Origin of the sequence: Spirosoma liriopis, assembly GCF_023196085.1 — a bacterium.
Classification (GTDB): Bacteria; Bacteroidota; Bacteroidia; order Cytophagales; family Spirosomataceae; genus Spirosoma; species Spirosoma oryzicola.
Genome location: NZ_JALPRF010000001.1, coordinates 657,171 through 675,068, shown reverse-complemented (window position 1 = coordinate 675,068; position 17,898 = coordinate 657,171). Strand labels below are relative to the sequence as shown.

At 49.4% G+C, this 17,898-nt stretch carries 16 protein-coding genes; 9 read left to right on the top strand and 7 right to left on the bottom strand.

All coding sequences use genetic code 11. The features are described 5' to 3' along the window. Window positions 1–24: 24 nt before the first annotated feature. On the top strand, window positions 25–1,494 hold the full coding sequence (locus tag M0L20_RS02840) for a gluconokinase (protein ID WP_248475576.1): 1,470 nt from the start codon (window positions 25–27) through the stop codon (window positions 1,492–1,494). A gap of 103 nt (window positions 1,495–1,597) precedes the next feature. Here the strand turns inward: M0L20_RS02840 and M0L20_RS02835 are convergent, their stop codons facing one another. The 3 genes from M0L20_RS02835 to aat form a co-directional block, all read right to left on the bottom strand. Beyond that, entirely contained in the window at window positions 1,598–2,848 is a 1,251-nt protein-coding gene (locus M0L20_RS02835; RefSeq protein ID WP_248475575.1) for a glutamate-5-semialdehyde dehydrogenase, read from the bottom strand. Window positions 2,849–2,932: 84 nt separating this feature from the next. Continuing rightward, the gene (gene proB, locus M0L20_RS02830) at window positions 2,933–3,967 is read right to left on the bottom strand and encodes a glutamate 5-kinase (RefSeq protein WP_232559340.1); all 1,035 of its coding nucleotides are present in this window, start codon (window positions 3,965–3,967) and stop codon (window positions 2,933–2,935) included. A gap of 82 nt (window positions 3,968–4,049) precedes the next feature. Further along, window positions 4,050–4,691, bottom strand: coding sequence for a leucyl/phenylalanyl-tRNA--protein transferase (gene aat / locus M0L20_RS02825; RefSeq protein WP_232559339.1), 642 nt, complete (start codon window positions 4,689–4,691; stop codon window positions 4,050–4,052). 174 nt (window positions 4,692–4,865) lie between these two features. On the opposite strand from aat, the gene M0L20_RS02820 reads away from it, so the two are divergent. The 5 genes from M0L20_RS02820 to M0L20_RS02800 all read left to right on the top strand — a co-directional run bounded on the left by M0L20_RS02820 (window position 4,866) and on the right by M0L20_RS02800 (window position 12,270). Continuing rightward, entirely contained in the window at window positions 4,866–6,899 is a 2,034-nt protein-coding gene (locus M0L20_RS02820; protein ID WP_248475573.1) for a transglutaminase family protein, read from the top strand. Between the two features lie 6 nt (window positions 6,900–6,905). Continuing rightward, window positions 6,906–8,816: a DUF3857 domain-containing protein gene (locus M0L20_RS02815; RefSeq protein WP_248475571.1), complete on the top strand. Its 1,911-nt coding sequence runs from the start codon at window positions 6,906–6,908 to the stop codon at window positions 8,814–8,816. Window positions 8,817–8,871: 55 nt separating this feature from the next. Continuing rightward, window positions 8,872–9,489: an LEA/WHy family protein gene (locus M0L20_RS02810; protein WP_248475570.1), complete on the top strand. Its 618-nt coding sequence runs from the start codon at window positions 8,872–8,874 to the stop codon at window positions 9,487–9,489. 140 nt (window positions 9,490–9,629) lie between these two features. Further along, window positions 9,630–10,667 carry a DUF6807 domain-containing protein gene (locus M0L20_RS02805; RefSeq protein WP_248475568.1) on the top strand — a complete coding sequence of 346 codons (1,038 nt, stop codon included), beginning with the start codon at window positions 9,630–9,632 and terminating at the stop codon, window positions 10,665–10,667. Between the two features lie 97 nt (window positions 10,668–10,764). Further along, window positions 10,765–12,270, top strand: a complete 1,506-nt coding sequence (locus M0L20_RS02800) for a hypothetical protein (RefSeq protein WP_248475567.1) — start codon at window positions 10,765–10,767, stop codon at window positions 12,268–12,270. 31 nt (window positions 12,271–12,301) lie between these two features. On the opposite strand, the gene M0L20_RS02795 is transcribed toward M0L20_RS02800, so the two are convergent. Continuing rightward, window positions 12,302–12,697 (bottom strand): hypothetical protein, encoded by a 396-nt coding sequence (locus M0L20_RS02795; protein WP_232559333.1) that lies wholly within the window; start codon window positions 12,695–12,697, stop codon window positions 12,302–12,304. Between the two features lie 359 nt (window positions 12,698–13,056). Between M0L20_RS02795 and M0L20_RS02790 the strand changes: the two genes are divergently transcribed. Continuing rightward, window positions 13,057–13,749 (top strand): type 1 glutamine amidotransferase domain-containing protein, encoded by a 693-nt coding sequence (locus tag M0L20_RS02790; RefSeq protein ID WP_248475566.1) that lies wholly within the window; start codon window positions 13,057–13,059, stop codon window positions 13,747–13,749. Window positions 13,750–13,823: 74 nt separating this feature from the next. Here the strand turns inward: M0L20_RS02790 and rfbC are convergent, their stop codons facing one another. Next, complete coding sequence (gene rfbC, locus M0L20_RS02785; RefSeq protein WP_232559331.1) at window positions 13,824–14,369, bottom strand: dTDP-4-dehydrorhamnose 3,5-epimerase; 546 nt, start codon at window positions 14,367–14,369, stop codon at window positions 13,824–13,826. A 114-nt stretch (window positions 14,370–14,483) separates the two neighbouring features. On the opposite strand from rfbC, the gene pyrF reads away from it, so the two are divergent. After that, a complete protein-coding gene (gene pyrF, locus M0L20_RS02780; protein ID WP_248475565.1) occupies window positions 14,484–15,302 on the top strand; it encodes an orotidine-5'-phosphate decarboxylase in 819 nt (272 codons plus the stop codon). Between the two features lie 67 nt (window positions 15,303–15,369). Here pyrF and M0L20_RS02775 read toward each other — a convergent pair whose 3' ends face one another. Next, window positions 15,370–15,792, bottom strand: coding sequence for a cytochrome B (locus tag M0L20_RS02775; RefSeq protein ID WP_232559329.1), 423 nt, complete (start codon window positions 15,790–15,792; stop codon window positions 15,370–15,372). 71 nt (window positions 15,793–15,863) lie between these two features. Here M0L20_RS02775 and M0L20_RS02770 point away from each other — a divergent pair, with 71 nt between their 5' ends. Next, window positions 15,864–16,166 (top strand): DUF4286 family protein, encoded by a 303-nt coding sequence (locus M0L20_RS02770; RefSeq protein ID WP_232559328.1) that lies wholly within the window; start codon window positions 15,864–15,866, stop codon window positions 16,164–16,166. Window positions 16,167–16,222: 56 nt separating this feature from the next. On the opposite strand, the gene M0L20_RS02765 is transcribed toward M0L20_RS02770, so the two are convergent. Beyond that, window positions 16,223–17,101: a PPK2 family polyphosphate kinase gene (locus M0L20_RS02765; protein WP_248475564.1), complete on the bottom strand. Its 879-nt coding sequence runs from the start codon at window positions 17,099–17,101 to the stop codon at window positions 16,223–16,225. Window positions 17,102–17,898: the final 797 nt, after the last annotated feature.

Below are 17,898 nucleotides of genomic sequence, written 5' to 3'. Positions count from 1 at the left end.
GTTTCGTACAACGTCTGTTACTCTATGAATTGTCTGCTCGGCGTGGATCTCGGTACCACCAACGTCAAAATCCTCGCTGTAAATACCCACGACTGGAATATCATTGCGCATACGTCGTTGCCGCTGGCGACACTGTCATCTCAACCGGGCTACGCCGAACAGGACCCTGAAGCGGTGTGGCAGGCTATTCGGCAGGGATTGAGCGAAGTCGTGATCGGTGCTAAACGAAAACAGATCCATATTGATGGGGTTAGCTTTAGTGCTGGTATGCATAGTTTGCTGGCTGTCGATGCCGATGGCAAACCGCTGACGAATGCACTGCTCTGGTCCGACAATCGGGCGGAACCACAGGCCGATGAGCTTCATACAACTCAGGCTGCGCTGGGCGACGATATCTACGCCCATACCGGTACGCCGATTCACCCGATGATTCCGCTCTGTAAGTTGGCGTGGTTCCGGAAAAATCAACCAGCTTTGCTGAAACAGGCTGCCAAATTCATCTCGCTCAAAGAGTATGTCTGGTGGAAACTGACGGCTCGCTATGATATCGACTACTCGATTGCTACAGCTACGGGCCTGTTTGACGAAGAAAAGCGAACCTGGTATCAACCGGCTCTCGACTTTGCGGGGATTCGTCCTGAACAGCTTTCGGAGCCACAAGCCACCACGTTTTCGGTAGTGTATGATCCTGACCAGCCGGGCGTTGCAAAAACTGCTTTACCGAAGGGGGTTCGCTTATATCCGGGAGCGTCGGACGGGTGTCTAGCAAATCTGGGGGCTGGCTGTATTGAGCCGGGAATCACAACGATCACGATTGGCACGAGCGGAGCCGTTCGGCAAACGGTCAACAAACCCCAGCGCGATCCGCACGGACGACTGTTCTGCTACTACCTCGATCAGCGGAATGGGACGCCTTACTATGTGGTGGGGGGACCGAGCAACAACGGGGCTAACGTATTACAATGGTTGTCGGAGAAGTTGATGCAGCAGGAAACGGAAACGGTTTTGGCGGAAGCCGAAACGGTCCCGGCGGGTTCTGACGATTTGCTTTTTTTGCCGTATCTGCACGGTGAACGGGCGCCTATCTGGGATGCGTCTGCGCGTGGAGCTTATCTGAACGTCGATTACCGACACACGCGAGCGCATTTTATTCGCGCAGCCCTGGAGGGAGTCATGTTCAATTTGTTGAGTATTGAGCAATTATTAGCCGAACAGGCTGGCCCAACCCGAGAAATTTACGCAAACGGTGGTTTCGCTCAGTCAACGTTTTGGGTACAGATGATGGCCGATATATTTGGCGTTCCCGTCCGGCTCAACGACAGCAATGAAAGCAGCGCCATGGGAGCCGTTCTCCTTATTTCTGATTTGAATGCACCGCTGGAAAAAATAGCCGATGACGTGCAGTTTGGGCAGACGTTTAAGCCCGACGCTGATAGCCATACCCAGTATAAACAGGTATTTGAACGTTGGACGAGCGCCTTACAAAAACAATGACCAGCAGACAAACGCACTCTCAAGAATAGAATACTATAAATGGTTTCAACAAAAAAGAGCTTATGACACGTAAGCTCTTTTTTGTTGGGAATAAGAGTATTCACTACCAGCGTACCTGCCCGTCGCCTACGACGACCCATTTTTCGGTTACCAATTTCTCAAGCGCAAACGGGCCACGAGCGTGAAGTTTTTGGGTCGAGATACCGATTTCGGCACCTAGTCCAAACACGCCACCATCGGTAAAACGGGTCGATGCGTTGGCATAAACGGCAGCGGCATCAACTTCCGACAAAAAGCGATCAATAGCCGTCTGGTCTTGCGATAGAATGGCTTCCGAGTGCCGGGATGAATAGGTTTGAATGTGCGACAACGCTTCGTCCAGGCCCGCCACGACTTTTACTGCGCATTTGTAATCCAGAAATTCACGACCGAAATCGTCCGGGCGGGCATGCTGGAGCTTTTCGTAGCCTGCTTTTTCAAAAATAGGATAGGCTGTTTCGTCGGCGAACACCTCGACGTTCCACTTTCTGAAATCTTCTGTCAGCATGGGCAGGAATTTCTCCGCAACGGCGTTGTCGACGAGTACACAATCGAGCGAGTTACAAACCGATGGCCGTGAAACTCGTGCATTGACAACAATAGCTGTTGCCTTGTCGAGATCCGCTGTTTGGTCCACGTACGCGTGGCAGACTCCTGCACCCGTTTCTATGGTAGGAACCAGCGAGTTTTTACGAACAAACTGAATAAGCGATTCCGAACCACGCGGAATGATAATGTCCACATAGCGCGTGGCGGTCAGCAGTTCATTGACGACCGCCCGGTCAGGAGGCAACAGCGTTACGGCGGCTTTGGGTATCCCAAACGCTTCCAGAACATCCTGAATCAGACCCACCAGATAGCGGTTTGACGAATCTGCTTCTTTCCCGCCTTTCAGTACGCAGGCATTGCCCGACCGCAGACAAAGCGACGCTACATCGACCGTTACGTTCGGACGGGCTTCGTAAATGACGCCTACCACGCCTAGTGGAACCGCAATTTTTTTGAGTTGCAGCCCCTGTTCAATCGTCCGTTCAAAAATAACTTCTCCCGTTGGGTCGGGAAGTTCGGCCACTGTCCGTAAGCTTTTGGAAAGGTCCGCAATACGTGCTTCGGTAAGTTTTAGCCGGTCATATTTCGGGTCCGATTCCGGCATCCGATCAAGGTCCTGCTTGTTTTCCGCCATAATTTCGCTCACGTGAGCGGCTAATACATCGGCAAGTCGGGTGAGCAACTCGGTTTTCTGGGTCGAACTAAGCCGGCGAACAGCCGCAGCGGCCTGTTGCGCGTCCTGAAGGAGTGGAGTAATCGGTGTCATAGAAATAGGCCGGATAGTCTTGTCCGACTAGTAAGCTAACGGGTGATTGCGCTTCCCGCCCAAACGAATTGGAGAAAGCAACGGTTACAAAAGTACAATATCATTGGCATTTGCTACCTCAACATTTTGTTGATTAAGCTGTTGGAGCAATACCGTGGACGAAATTCGCGCCCGTGCTACTGCAACGGTTGTCTTTTGCTCATCGACAATTTCAACCATTTCACCGGTTGCAAATTCGCCTACTACTTCCCGGACGCCTACGGCTAGTAGGCTACGGCGCTGTTGAAGTGCACGCACGGCACCTGTGTCGATTCGGATTTGCCCGACTGCCAAGCTACCGCTGCCGAGCCATCGGTTTCTCGCCGAAAGCGTAGTCGGTTGTGGGATAAATTCGGTTCCTACATCACCCTCTAAAGCCTTGGCTAAGCTATCCGGTTCGTTAAGGCCGAAAATGACCACGCGAATACCCATACGGGTTGCCAGTTTAGCAAATGTGAGTTTTGAGGCCATACCACCCAGCCCGAGCGAGGATTTATCGGTTCTGACGACGCCAAAAATTCGTTCGTCGAAGGCCGTGACTTGCCGGATGATTTGTCCATTGGTATCAAGCAACCCACCGACCGACGTGCAAAGCATCAGCGCTTCGGCTCCGAAACCCACGGCAATCAGGGTAGCCAGTTCGTCGTTATCCGAAAATTTAAGTTCGCGGTTGCTTACAACGTCGTTTTCATTGGCAATCGGAATGATATCGTTGGCCCACAGTTCCTCGTAGGTTTGCTTGAGCTGTAAGAACTGGTCGCGGTTGGCAAAATGGTGGCGTTCGCAGAGGCTCTGGGCTATGGACACCCCATAGATCGAGAAAAAGCGCGAGTACTGATTGAGCAACAGCAAATTGCCGACAGCCGCAGCCGCTTTTCGTTGGCTGATCTCCCCCCGGTAATCGTGGATTAGCGCCTTGCCCGCTCCAACGGCACCGGACGAAACAAGAACTAGTTTATAGTGCGGATGTAGCCTTGCGACTTGCCGAGCAATGTCCACCATAACTGGCTCGTTGGGTTCGCCAGTTGGCTTGGTGATGGATGCCGTCCCAAATTTGAGTACAAGAACAGGTTTTGACATGTAAAGCCCCGCTTATCCGCGCTAATTTTACGGGATAGAGGGGCACAAAAATAGTAATTGCTACCTGATGTCAGCGGGAAAACTACTCCGTTATTGAATCACCCGCGTGGTTTTTAAACAGATGTTCCAGCGCCGGTTCGTTGAAACGGGCTTTCTTGCGTAGCGCGGATTTAAGCAGCTTCATGTAATCCGGTTTAGGAATCTCGATGGCACCGTACCGGCGAACATTGTCGTTAATGAACTGTGTGTCAAGGAGTTGAAACTTTTGTTGGCGCAGGGTTAGGATTAGGTAGTGAAACGCCACCTTCGAGGCATTACTAACCAGGTGAAACATGGATTCACCAAAAAATGCAGCCCCCAACGACACCCCATATAAGCCACCCACTAAACGGTTTTCAATATACGTTTCCACGCTGTGAGCCAGGCCCATCCGGTGCAGATCCGTATAAGCCCCAATAATTTCTTCTGAAATCCAGGTGCTGTCTGATTCCGAACGAGGTAATGAACAATAGCGCATAACCTGTTCAAAATCAGTGTTTATTCGGATCTCGAACTGGTTTTGGTTTATGACGGGTCGTAAGGAACGGGCGGGCTTGTAGGTGTCAATCGGAATGATGGCGCGTGGGTCGGGAGCGTACCAATACAGCGTACCGTCAGCGTCGGCCATCGGGAAAATACCGTGGATGTACCCATAAATCAGGTCGTCGGCGGACAGCTTGTTCATCAAACAAAAAGGTGCGTTCTGGGCAAATATAGAACAAATAGTCGATGAATCGGGAGAATAAAGCGTAACCATCTCTATCCGGCTGAGAAAGGCTGCAACTGGGCCAATTGTTGATATAACTCGAAAAAAACCGATATATTTCTGCCTTTTTTAAGTACATCTATCACACTGTATATGTTTTCTTTCTCGTTTAGGCATCGGCTGTGTCTACTGGCCGTATTTTGTACACTATGCCTAACTGCCTCCGTAGCGCAAAAAGCACAACCGGCAGGACCCGTTGTAAAATTCGGCGTAATCTATCCTGATCAGTTTACCAGCAGCACCGCCGATTCTACAGCTTCGGCTGTCATTCTTTATGATTACGGCGAGGTGACCTTTGACCGAAACGACAATGATTTATGGCTCGTGAGTCAGTATCACGTCAGAATCCACATTCGTAAGAAAGCTGCGTATGACCGGGCTACAATTCAACTGCCCGTTCGGATCGGTCATTTAGGTCAGCATGAGTCGGTTTCAGACTTTGAGGGGTATACCTACAATCTTGTGAACGGCAACGTATCCACTGATCGGCTGACCAAGGCTGGTCATTTCACCGAAAAAGCGTCGGATCAATTGATGATTGAGAAGTATACCTTGCCCAATGTTCATGAAGGATCGATCATTGATTACCGCTACACCGTCCGCACACCATTCAGCGTAGGCTACAACCCCCGTACGTGGCGGTTCCAGCAAGACGTACCCGTTAAGTGGAGCGAATACCGCATTACTATTCCGGATTACTTTTATTACAAAATGCTGCTGAGCGGTTATTTAAAAATGATCGTCAACGAGCAGACAAAGGGTAAGACTCACCTTTTGCCAGGTCAAGATGATGTACAGACTTCTGTGTACCGGTTTGCGATGAAAGATGTTCCCGCTTTTCGGGAAGAGGCTTACATGACGACGGAAGATGACTACATGGCCAAGATCGAATTTGAGCTGGCTAGTTATCAACTGCCTGACGTGACGGGCATACGCCGGAAAGATTTTTCGGTCGGCTGGGATGCTTTTGACAGAACGTTACTTAATGACGCCGATTTTGGCGGTAAGATCAAGCGTACCGGTTCTATGCGCGAAACGGCTAAAGCGTTACTCAGTCAGCAGGCCGATACCTTATCCCGGATAAAGTCAGCGTATGAGTTTATTCGCCAGAACATCAAATGGAACGACGAAGCTTCGTTATGGTCGACGGAGTCGACAAAGAAAATAATCGACAACAAAAAAGGAAATGCCGCCGATATCAACTTACTGTTGATCGCGCTGCTGCGGGAAATGGACATTGATGCCAATCCGGTTGTTCTCAGTACTCGTTCGCACGGGCGCATCAACGAAGCCTACGCTTTGATAAAAAAGTTTAACTACGTTGTTGCTCAGGTATCGGTTGGCGGGAAAGATATGCTGCTGGATGCCACCGATCCTTACGTAACGCTCGGAATGTTACCGGTTCGCTGTCTGAATGGAACAGGCCGACTTGTTCATCCGACAAAGCCGCGTTTTGTATCATTACTGCCTCTGGAACGGGATGTTGAAGTGTACACCGGTACGTTTACCCTTAATGACGATGGGGGAATAAGTGGTAAGTTCATTCATTCTCATGGTGGCTATAGCGCCTGGAACGCACGCAGGGAGTTTGCGGTAGAAGGGAAAAAGAAATTTCTCGAGACGATTCAAAAGCAACGACCAGCCTGGCAAATTGAGCAGGCTACGCTTCCGGATGGGGTTTCCAGTTCGGGAGCCTTCACGACGGACTACACGATAAGCATACCCGAAGCCTGTTCTCGGGCGGGCGATCATTTGTATTTCTACCCCATGCTGACCGAAGCGCACAGAATCAATCCGTTCAAAGAAACGGAGCGGCTTTATCCCGTTGATTTTGGTGTACCGATAGAAGAGAATTTTACGGCTACCTATACACTGCCGAAAGGATTCCGGGTGGAAGAAATGCCTAAACCAGTTTCTATGTCATTACCGGGCGACGGGGGCCGCTTTCTATATCATATTTCGGTCAATGCCGAAAACCAGCTTTTGGTTACCAGCCGCTTTGTATTACGCCGACCCCTGTACTATGCTGAGGAGTACGGGGCTTTACGCGAACTGTTCAGTCAGGTAGTAGCGAAACAGGCAGAGCAGGTGGTGTTGAAACGTGCAACCGTAGCGGAGACGCGCTGATCTGTCATGAAAAAAACTCTTTTGCTTATTCTGGTCATGAGTCGGATGGCTGCGGGGCAGTCTGAATACCAGGCAAGCACCTTGCCACCTGCGCTTAAGGAGAATGCACACGCGGTAATTCGTCGGCACGAAACCGTCTTTTCGGTTGAATCGGCGGGAGAAGCTACCCAGCGGATTCGTAGTGTCGTAACGGTGCTGGACGAACAAGGCGACGGCCATTCCAGAATGGTGGTGGGCTACGATAAATTGTCGAAAGTGGTCAATCTGGAAGGCGCTTTGTACGATGCAACCGGCAAGCTGATCAAAAAGCTGAAAAAACCAGATATTAATGATTACAGCACATACACCGATTATAATCTCTTCGACGATAACCGGGTTAAATCGGCTTCGTTTCCCAAGCAGCCTGCTTACCCATACACGGTTGAATTTGTTGTTGAGACGCTTGAGCGAAACCTGATGTTTTGTCCAACCTGGATGCCGCAGGATGATGAATACGTATCGGTTGAACAAGCCTCCTTTACGGTCAATATGCCGGCTGGACTTGCACTACGGTACAAAGAAATGAACATTGCTGCGCCGAGGAAAGAGGAGTCGTTGATCAATGGTGGTAAAGCGTACGTCTGGACGTTAACCAACTCGCCGGCGGTGGAACTGGAGCCGTTGTCTCCTCCGGCCAGGGAGCAACTACCCATTGTCTACACAGCACCCACTGATTTTGAGGTGCAGTCGTACAAAGGAACGATTACGAGCTGGAGCGATTTAGGACGGTTTTACTACAACCTTAACCAAGGCCGTGATCGCATTCCTGACGACCTGCGGCAGCGCGTAATAGACCTGACGAAAACTGAAACCACTACAGCCGGTAAGGTGCGAAAGGTGTATCAGTTTTTACAGGAGCAAACGCGTTACGTTAGCATTCAGTTGGGAATAGGAGGCTGGCAAACCATTGAAGCGGAGAAAGTCGCTGTTGGTAAATACGGCGATTGCAAAGCTCTGACCAACTATGCCCAGGCTCTGTTAAAAGCCGCGGGCGTAACCGCTTATCCGGCTCTGGCAAGGGCTGGCGACAAAGAGCCGGACCTCCAAGCAAACTTCCCCAGCTTTCAGTTTAATCACGTTATCTTGTGCGTGCCGAACGAGAAGGATACCCTTTTTCTGGAATGTACCAGCTCCCACGATCCGGCTGGCTACGTCGGTGATTTTACGGGCAATCGTCATGTGTTACTCGTTCTGCCGGAGGGGAGTCGGTTGGTCAAAACGCCAATGTATCGAGCAATGGACAATTGCCAGCAACGACGCGCGACGGTCACGGTCAACGAGGAGGGGGACGCAAGCGTCGATTTGGTGACGTGTTACACGGGTTTTCAGCAGGATGATCACGTAAATGCCATCCATAGTCTAAACCCCGAAGATCAGCGTAGCTGGCTGCTCAAACGCATTGCTATTCCTGCTTTTGAACTTGACTCGTTTTCATTCCGGAAACAAACGGGTGCCATTCCCTCGGTTACTGAACGGTTAGGATTGTCGATCCGCCGATGGGCAAACGCTAGTGGAACACGCTTGTTTCTGCCCCTCAACCTAATGTCGGCGCTTTCTCCTGCTACGCCGTTAACGCAGCCACGCCAGACCCCCGTCGAATTAGGGCCAGCTTATGATTTCGATGATAGCGATACCATCACCTACCAGTTACCCAGAGGATATAAGCCCGAATACCAGATCGAGCCATTGACCATTGAGTCAAAATTCGGGACTTACCAAGCGAAGTTGGTTATGGATGGCGAGCGGGTTGTTTATATCCGACGAATCACAATGCATCGGGGACGTTTTCCCGCGCCAGCTTATGCCGAGTGGGTCGATTTTCGCAAGAAAATAGCCAAAGCTGACCGGACGCAGCTCGTGTTTGTGAAACGGAGTTAAACCAAATCCTTTTCGCATTGTCGAATGTTACGTGTAAAAGATTTAACGAACAACCATGAAAAAAGGGATTATTGTCTTGCTGGCTGTGCTGCCGCTTTTGCTTAGCCGGTGTTCTGTTAACCAGCAACTTTCACAGGCAAAAGCCTTGGGCGATTGCCGATACACCATTGCTTCGGCTGACAGCGTATTTCTGGCTGGTACCGATATTCGCGAGTTCCGGAAACTCGAAGACCTCAATCCGGCCCGCTTTCCTCGGCTGGCGGCTGGGTTGCTGACGCGAAATGTGCCCCTCGATGCCCGGATCAACCTTGATATTACGAACCCAACGAATAAGCTGGCTGGAATCAACCAATTGGAGTACAAGGTAATCTTGGCCGGGCAGGAACTGTTCAACGGTTTTCTGAATCAACGGATCGAAGTTCAACCCGGTGGTGGCCGTACGCGCATTCCTGTGCGGCTGAATGCTAATGCCTATCAACTGCTGACCGATGCGAAAACCCGCGACGCTTTTACGCAACTCGTTCAAAACTTGTCGGGTTCGTCGGGTACGCAGCCATCGAAACTAACGATCAAGATCAAGCCTACGCTGGCGCTTGGCAACAAGGCCGTCAACTATCCAGGCTATATCACCATCGATCAGGAAGTGACAAATAAAATTTTGCTCGGCAATTAATCCAGTTGCTGCGCTGAACAACTGATGCCATTTCATATTCCAGTTCCTGCGCTGCCCATCAGTAGCATTTCGTACGCCCCGGCTTTTTTAGGCTGGGGCTTTTTTATTCTATGTTAAACGGATTAAAACTGTACGATCTGATGCGTCAACTTTTTTTTACCTTGATACTAGCGGCTGTCGCAACCAGCGGACAAGGGCAAAGCAACCGGATTCAACTAACACACCAAGAAGCGCAGAAACGGGTGGAAGTAACGGTTGATGGCAAACCCTTTACGGCGTATATCTACCCTGGACCTGCGGTGCTTAAAAAGCCCGTTCTCTATCCGATTCGGTCGGCGGGTGGCAACTTCATTACGCGTGGCTGGCCAATGGACCCGCGACCTGGCGAACGAATCGACCATCCGCACCATGTAGGTATGTGGTTTAATTACGGCGACGTAAACGGTCACGATTTCTGGAATAACTCTACGGCTGTCGGTCCCGAACATAAAGGGCCGTTTGGCACTATCGTGCACACCGGAGTAAAGTCCATGAAAAGCGGTAAGGACAAAGCCGAACTGGTGGTGACCGCCGACTGGCTTGATAAAGACAACAAAATAATGCTTCAGGAGACAACGACTTTCGAATTTCGGGGTACTGCCGACAGCCGTACCATTGATCGCATTACTACGTTGAAAGCTGCGGATAAAGATGTTCTTTTCAAGGATAACAAAGAAGGTATGATTGCGCTTCGACTGGCCCGGCAGCTCGAACAGCCGTCTACCAAACCCGAAGTCTTTACCGATGCGCAGGGAGTGGCCACCAAAGTACCTGTGCTCGATAACGCGGGTGTAACAGGAATGTACCATAGCAGCGAGGGTGTTGAAGGCGATGCTGTTTGGGGTACGCGCGGCAAATGGATGAACCTGACTGGCGTTGTGAACGAAGAACCCATCTCCGTCGTCTTGCTGGATCATCCGCAAAATGTTGGTTATCCAACGTACTGGCACGCCAGAGGATATGGTTTGTTTGCTGCTAACCCATTAGGGCCTGCCGTGTTTACGGATGGTAAAGCTCCGGCTATGAACTATACGCTACCCGCTGGCAAGTCGGTTACATTCCGGTATCGGTTGCTTGTCCAGTCTGGAAAAACATCAGACAAATTTATAAGCCAGCAGGTAGCCGGATTTGGTCGCTGAGCCTCACAGAGTTGCGGCTGAAGAATACATATGATATATTTGTTGATTAAGAGAACTCCAGATGCTATGTAGGACTGGTGTTTCTACTTCTATCCATATGTATTTTTCACCTTTATTGATCCGGCTCGGTATTGTACTTTGGCTGGTAACGCTGGAGAATGGTGTCGCTCAGGTCGTGTATACACCGCGTAACCCGCCTGTAACAGCATTCAACGGACTACAAACCATTCAGAACGACCGAATCAAGGTTGGCGTCGATTCTCGCTACGGAGGGGCCATTACCTACCTGTCGGTTGTCAATGGGCCAAACATGGTCAATAACTTCGATCTTGGCCGGCAGATTCAGATTGGCCTTTACAGCAACCCAAACCCTTACTCGGAGAATGGTATCCAACCCCGGCAGGATTGGGTTGGATTAGGCTGGAATCCGATTCAGGCCGGTGATATTTACGGCAACCCATCGAACGTTCTGGACTTTCAAAAGACCGACGAGCTGCTGTACGTAAAAACGCACCCACGCCATTTTCCGTTAAACAATGTACTAGGCGAATCGTATATCGAACACTGGATAAAGTTGGTTGGGAATGTGGTGAAAGTGCACGCAAAAGCAACGCTTTTTCGGTCCGACAAAACTCCGTATGAAGGGCGTCAGCAGGAGATGCCCTGTATTTATCTAAACGGGCACTACCACAACATTTACGCGTATACAGGCAATAACCCTTTCGCAAATGACGCGCTTACCAAAATTCGTCCGCCGGTGAGCTTCGGTGATATTTTCCCCACCGAACCCTGGATGGCGTCTATCGACGATAATGGTTTCGGTGTAGGACTTTATTCTGAAGATTCATATGATTGGAAAAAAGGTTATTTCGGGAGCGATCTGGCCGGTGATGAGTTCACGCAGGATGCATCCTATATTGCAAACACGCCTTTCATTATCCTCGATCACAACATTACGTACGAGTGGGATTACGAAATGGTCGTTGGTAGCCTGCCGGATATTCGAGCGTATATGTACGCAAAGCCGCGTCCAGCATCGGGACCCAACTACCGATTTGATACCTCGCGTCGGGGTTGGCATTACTTTAATGCTGTTGATACCGGATGGCCAATTCAAGGGTATCTAGACATCAAACTGACTAACAAGCAACGGGATCTGATTCAGTCTCCTGGCGTTTGCTGGAAGGGTAGCAACAATACTAAATTATACCTGAGAGCGGCTTTTCAAACGCAGCATAATTCGTTTCGTTTGTCGTGGAAGAATCCGGGACAATCGCACATAACGCGTGGCTCGGATCAGTATCTGGATTTCCCAATTAATAACGACGGCCAGTTTCATACCTATGAAATCGATTTGAGTAAGAAGCAGAACTGGCAGGAGTCCACTATTTCGCAGATCGAGTTTCGGCCACCCCCCGACGGACCCGACGTGAGCGGATGGGTAAAACTAGGATGGCTGGCTACCAGCGCTGATGGTCCCAAAAACAGTCCGGTTTCTGGTAACGTGCCGGTTGTGACCACGCCCGTAGCACTGGCTCCGGCTAGCCCGACAGCTTGTCCGCCAAAATGCGTACCGTTCGTCGTACAAAAAAGAGGTAAATAAAAAGGGCAGTCGTTTGACTGCCCTTTTTACATTAGTTCAAGTGAACCAGCGCAGACCGATAAACGCGCCCTTCGAGCGAGTCTAGCCATGTGCGGAGCGTATTATTCTCGTGGCTGGCCCGGTTGAGCTCAGCGTCGATTTGGCGAAGTAGAAAAAACAACTGGTGAACGTGTAGCCACTGCTGATGGAGTCGATTGGTATCCTCCGGCGTGCGTGCCTGCTGACGAGCTTCATGCGTTAGTTGGCGCAGGCTCATCTTCAGATGATAGCGTAGAATCATCAACCGGCTGGCCATCGGTAACTCGGTCGGGTTGCGCTCCATGTGCGATATACCTTTGGCAAGCACGTTATTACGCTGTTGGAGCTGATCGGAAACAATCATCCAAGCTTGCTCGGCCTGGAGGGCTTCATAAGAGACGGTTTTCATTGCGAGTAGTACATTACGGTTTATGAACAAATATACAGATTTGGCCGACTTTACAAGGGGTGTAATCTTATTTTTATAAAATTTTAATTTGTTAAACGGTACGTTAGCCAATGATTAGATAAGGAAAGTGCAATTTGGTTTAATGCCTCTTTGAAACTATTTATACGGACAGCCCTCTTTTGCAGACAGCGAGCTTGATAGGGGTAATGGTTGTATGTTAGTTATAAAATTCGCGCTGAGTACACCCGTAGGCTACTGGCTGCTGATACCTGCTGCGCGTTGAAGATAAGTAGGCACTTTACCAGAAAGGATTTATCTTCGCGCTGCTGCCGTAAACTCCATAAACTGCTTACTTAGACATGGATCCTATTTATAAAGCGTTGATTGTGTGTACTAATCACACCGATTACCCGACCAAATCGCATAAAACAGGGCTTTGGCTGAGTGAGGCTACGCATTTCTATGACGAGTTGGCGGATCGCAAGCTGCCCTACGACATTGCCAGTCCAAATGGGGGTCGAGTGCCGATTGATGAAAAAAGTATAGACCGGCGCGATACCATCAACGAAAAATGGTATAATGATCCCACTTTCCGACATAAACTCGAGCACTCGATCCGCTTAGACGAAGTGAATCCCGCTGATTACCAGATCGTGTACTTTACAGGGGGCCATGGTACGATGTGGGATTTTCCGGACAACCCAACCTTACAGGCCATAACCCGGCAGATCTACGAAAATGGTGGCTTTGTAGCGGCTGTTTGTCACGGAGTCAGTGGCCTGTTGAACGTCAGGCTCTCCGACGGAACGACATTGATTGATAACCGACAGGTGACTGGCTTCTCGAATATGGAAGAGAAGTTGGCGCGGCTCGATGATCAGGTTCCTTTTCTGCTGGAAGATGCCTTGCGCCAGAAGAATGCGCTGTACAGCAAAGGGATTCTTCCCTTCCTGCCGTATATTGAAGTGGATGAGCGCTTGGTAACGGGACAAAATCCGCTATCGGCCCGTAAGGTAGGCCGTAAGGTGATGGAGGAAATGTACGAGAAGTAGTACTGTAAATAGATTGAATAAGGAGTTGAATCAATGACCGTAGTGATCTGGCCAACTCCTTATCCTTCGGTCAGCTAAACAAAGACAGTAGGAAATACCTCGCGGAGCGGCTTCAATTCCATATCCTTCTCGGAAACGATTGGATTGCTAACCCCCCAGTTGATATTTAGATCAGGGTCATTCCAGATGACGCCTGCTTCGGAGGCTTTGTTGTACACGTTCGTACATTTGTAACTAAAGATGCTATCTTCCAGCGCGACGAAACCGTGGCCAAAGCCTTCCGGGATGTAAGCCATGTTAGCCAGCTTCGCGTCTAACAGAAACGTTTCGTACTGCCCGAACGTCGGTGAATCAGGTCGCAGATCGACGGCTACATCGAGCACTTGGCCGGTTATGACCCGCACCAGCTTTCCCTGAGCAAACGGATCGTTTTGCATGTGTAGGCCACGTAAAACTCCCTTTACCGAGAATGATTGGTTATCCTGCACAAACTCCATGGGCAAGCCCAGCGTTGCAAATAAAGTTTTGTTGTAGGACTCAAAAAAATAACCGCGTTCGTCTTCAAACACGCGAGGAATAAGTTCAATCAGGCCGCTAATAGAAGTTTCGCGAACTTGCATAGGAGATAGTAAAATGGTAAAAGTGCGCTTCTTGTCCTGCAAAGCTACAAAAGACAGACCGTAGTTTGTAACTTTGTGAGCAACCAATTTACTAAGTGGGTTTACTTCACGAGTATGACATACAAGGAATTAAGCGAACAAATTTTTAGAAAAAAATCCTATCTGTGCGTTGGTCTTGATACCGATCCCCACAAACTTCCTTCGCATCTGCTAAACGAAAAAGACCCCGTATTTGCGTTTAACCGGGCTATCATTGACGCTACGGCTGATCTGGCTGTGGCTTACAAACCGAATATTGCCTTTTACGAAGCGCAGGGCCCTCGTGGTTGGGAAAGCCTGCAACGAACGCTGGAATACATCCCTGCCGATTGTTTCACCATTGCCGATGCCAAACGTGGCGATATTGGAAACACATCTAGTCTGTACGCTCGTACCTTTTTCGATCCGGAAGCTGCTGGACTAAATTTTGATTCGGTTACGGTTGCGCCTTACATGGGAAATGACTCGGTTACCCCGTTTTTAGCCTATGAAGGCAAGTGGGTTATCTTGCTTGCGTTAACGTCTAATTCGGGTAGTGCCGATTTCCAGCGTCAGCCCGTGGGTGAGCAGGAATTGTTCGAGATCGTGATTCAAACCGCTCAGACTTGGGCGGGCCCCGATCGGTTGATGTTCGTTGTAGGAGCAACGCAGGCGGATGAATTAAGTCGCATCCGTGAACTGGCTCCGGACAATTTTTTGCTTGTTCCAGGCGTAGGCGCTCAGGGTGGTTCGCTGGCAGAGGTATCGCGTCGGGGCCTGACGACGGCGGGCGGGTTGCTGGTGAATGCATCTCGGAGCATCTTGTACGCATCAAGCGGAACCGATTTTGCCGAGCAGGCGCGGGCCGAAGCCCAACTGCTTCAGAAAGAGATGGCACAGTACCTGTCTGAATAACATGAAAAAAGGCGTTCAGCCTACATAGAGTATGCTAAACGCCTTTTCGCTCGCTGTTCAGGTTCGATTAGAACCAGCCAGCCCCAGGGATTCGGAACGGCCACGGAATCATAGCCAGTATCAGGAGCAGCCCAAGACCATAAAAAATAGCAATTAGCCGCTGTTTGGATGCCGCATTGGTAGCCCGTTTGGAACGTGAATAACCAATGGTAATGAGTATAATAGCGATCAGCATACCCGTGATATGCTCGACCGTATAAAAGCGATACAGTTTGTCGCTAATTTCGTTGAAATTCACTTTAGGGCTGATAAAATACAAAAGCAGGCCGATTACTAACTGAAGGTGAGCACTGATCAGCGTAAAGAGGTATAGCTTGCGGTTGCCGTCGGTGTAGTCGCTTTTCGCAAGCGCACTTAAGACGGACGCAACTAACAAAACAAGAGCAATCCAGCGTAAGCCGGAGTGGGCATGGAGTAAGCCGGTATACATACGAAATCAATTTTGGCGTAAAGAAACAACCAAAATGCCAACTTACAGTAGCGATTGGTTGTTTGATGACTATGATTCTTTACAACACTACCTATAGCGTGGCCAACGAAGTCGAGCATGACTGGCTCCATTGGATGAAAACCAGCCACATTCCGGCTATGCTGTCAACAGGTCTGCCCATCAGTCATAAGTTGCTCCGCCTGTTGACCGAAATCGATAACGGCGGTGTGACTTATTCCGTACAGCTTGACTTTAATGCCATGGAGGATTATTTCACCTACCAAAGTCTTCATGCCGACGAGATGCAACAGCAGATGCATGACCGCTTCGCCAATCAGTTTGTATCGTTCGATACCTTGCTGGAAGATGCGTAAAGAATAAAGCTTTACAGATTCTGCAAAAGGTGCTGCTCACACAGGATAGGCTGTTATCAGCTATCCTGTTTTTTTATTTTCTTGATCAGCTGTTCTGCTTCTTTGGGATCAGTCGTTGGAAAATCGACGGGTAATGACTCTAACAACTCGGTAATAACCGACGCTATAATCAACTGCTGATTGGGCCGATCGTCGCTGGGTATGACATACCACGGATTTTGCCGGGTTGCGGTTGCATTAATCGTGTCCTCGTAAGCCTGTAAATAGTCGGGCCAGAATTCGCGCTCTTCGAGGTCGCTTTCGCTTAATTTCCACTGCTTCTGAGTGTCTTCCAGGCGGGCAATAAGTCGCTTGCCTTGTTCTTCCTTATCAACATTCAGATAGAACTTTACAATCGGGAAGCCGTTTCTGAAAAGGTAGTCCTCAAAATGCACGATGTCGCCAAAGCGTTGTTTCCAAAGCACTTTTTCATCCTTTGGTAATAAACCAGTTGGAATCATTTGCTGGCTCAAACGGTCGGGATGCACCCGTAAAGCGAGCACCTCCTCATAATACGACCGGTTAAAAACACCAATCTGACCCCGTTCGGGAAGCTCCTGCCAAAACCGCCATAAAAAGTCATGACTCAGGTCTTCTTTGGCTGGCTTCTTGAAAGGAGCTATCTGAAAGCGGGAGGGATTAACGCCTTTGAAAATGCGCCGAATGCTACTGTCTTTTCCGGCAGCGTCCATTGCCTGAAGCACAACCAATAATCCGTAATGGCCATCGGCGTGCATTCGGTTCTGGGCCTGATCCATACGAGCGGCCAAATCGTCCAGCTGCCGGGCGTGATCTACTTCGTCGGTATAAAAATTGGTAATCTGAGTTGGATTGTCAGCAATTAGGAATTTCTTTTTGCCATCAAACCGGAACTGGCTGGTTTTTAAGTTTTTCATGAACGATATACGACCGACAAGCCACAAGTAAAGGTGATTCGGCTGCGGACAGCTGAACAGAAGTCGTTGACGTAGGCTATGCGCCACAAAGATTCTAGTCCGACCCGAGCCGTTTGTAAAGGACCTGCCTGCCAACTTAAGTGATTAAAGCAGGAGTACTTTACAGATAACTCCTGAAAGCAGGAATCGTTGTAAGTTGTTTTTAGAAGGTAGGGTGTGTTGTCGCCTATTCTTATCAACAGATTGCCGGCTATCGGCAGAACCCTGTAGAGGGGCAAGAAAAGTGATAACCTTTACATTGACTCTCAAGCGTGGTGAAAGCGTATCGGAGAAGAAATAAATGATGCGCTGGATTTTGAACTCGCCAGCGCATCATCATGCAGAATAAGCGGAGTACTTAATGGACTTAACCTTTTGTCGTAAGTGTGGATAGAAGTAGAAAGTTGCGTCAGTTGGATTAGTGCACAACAGAACTTCGACTGCGAAAAAGCGATTATTTCTGAAAACTACGATAGCAAATTTCCCAACTGCCTGCTATTTCCTACGAAAGCGACTTTTTTACGAACGAGCTTATCATGCTTGTGCCTTTCCTTTGGCTATTTATCCTTGTAGTCAGGCAATTATCGTCGTGCCCACACCCTCAATCTCCCGTTTTATCGTATTATTACAGTGCGCAAATCGTTTTCTTAACAGGCTCTCTTGTCTGTTAGCTGGCAGAATGGATCAACTAGTACGCAGATTGTTATTTCTTGGAATGGCCCTTACAGGATTACTGTCGTACTCCACTTCTGCACAAC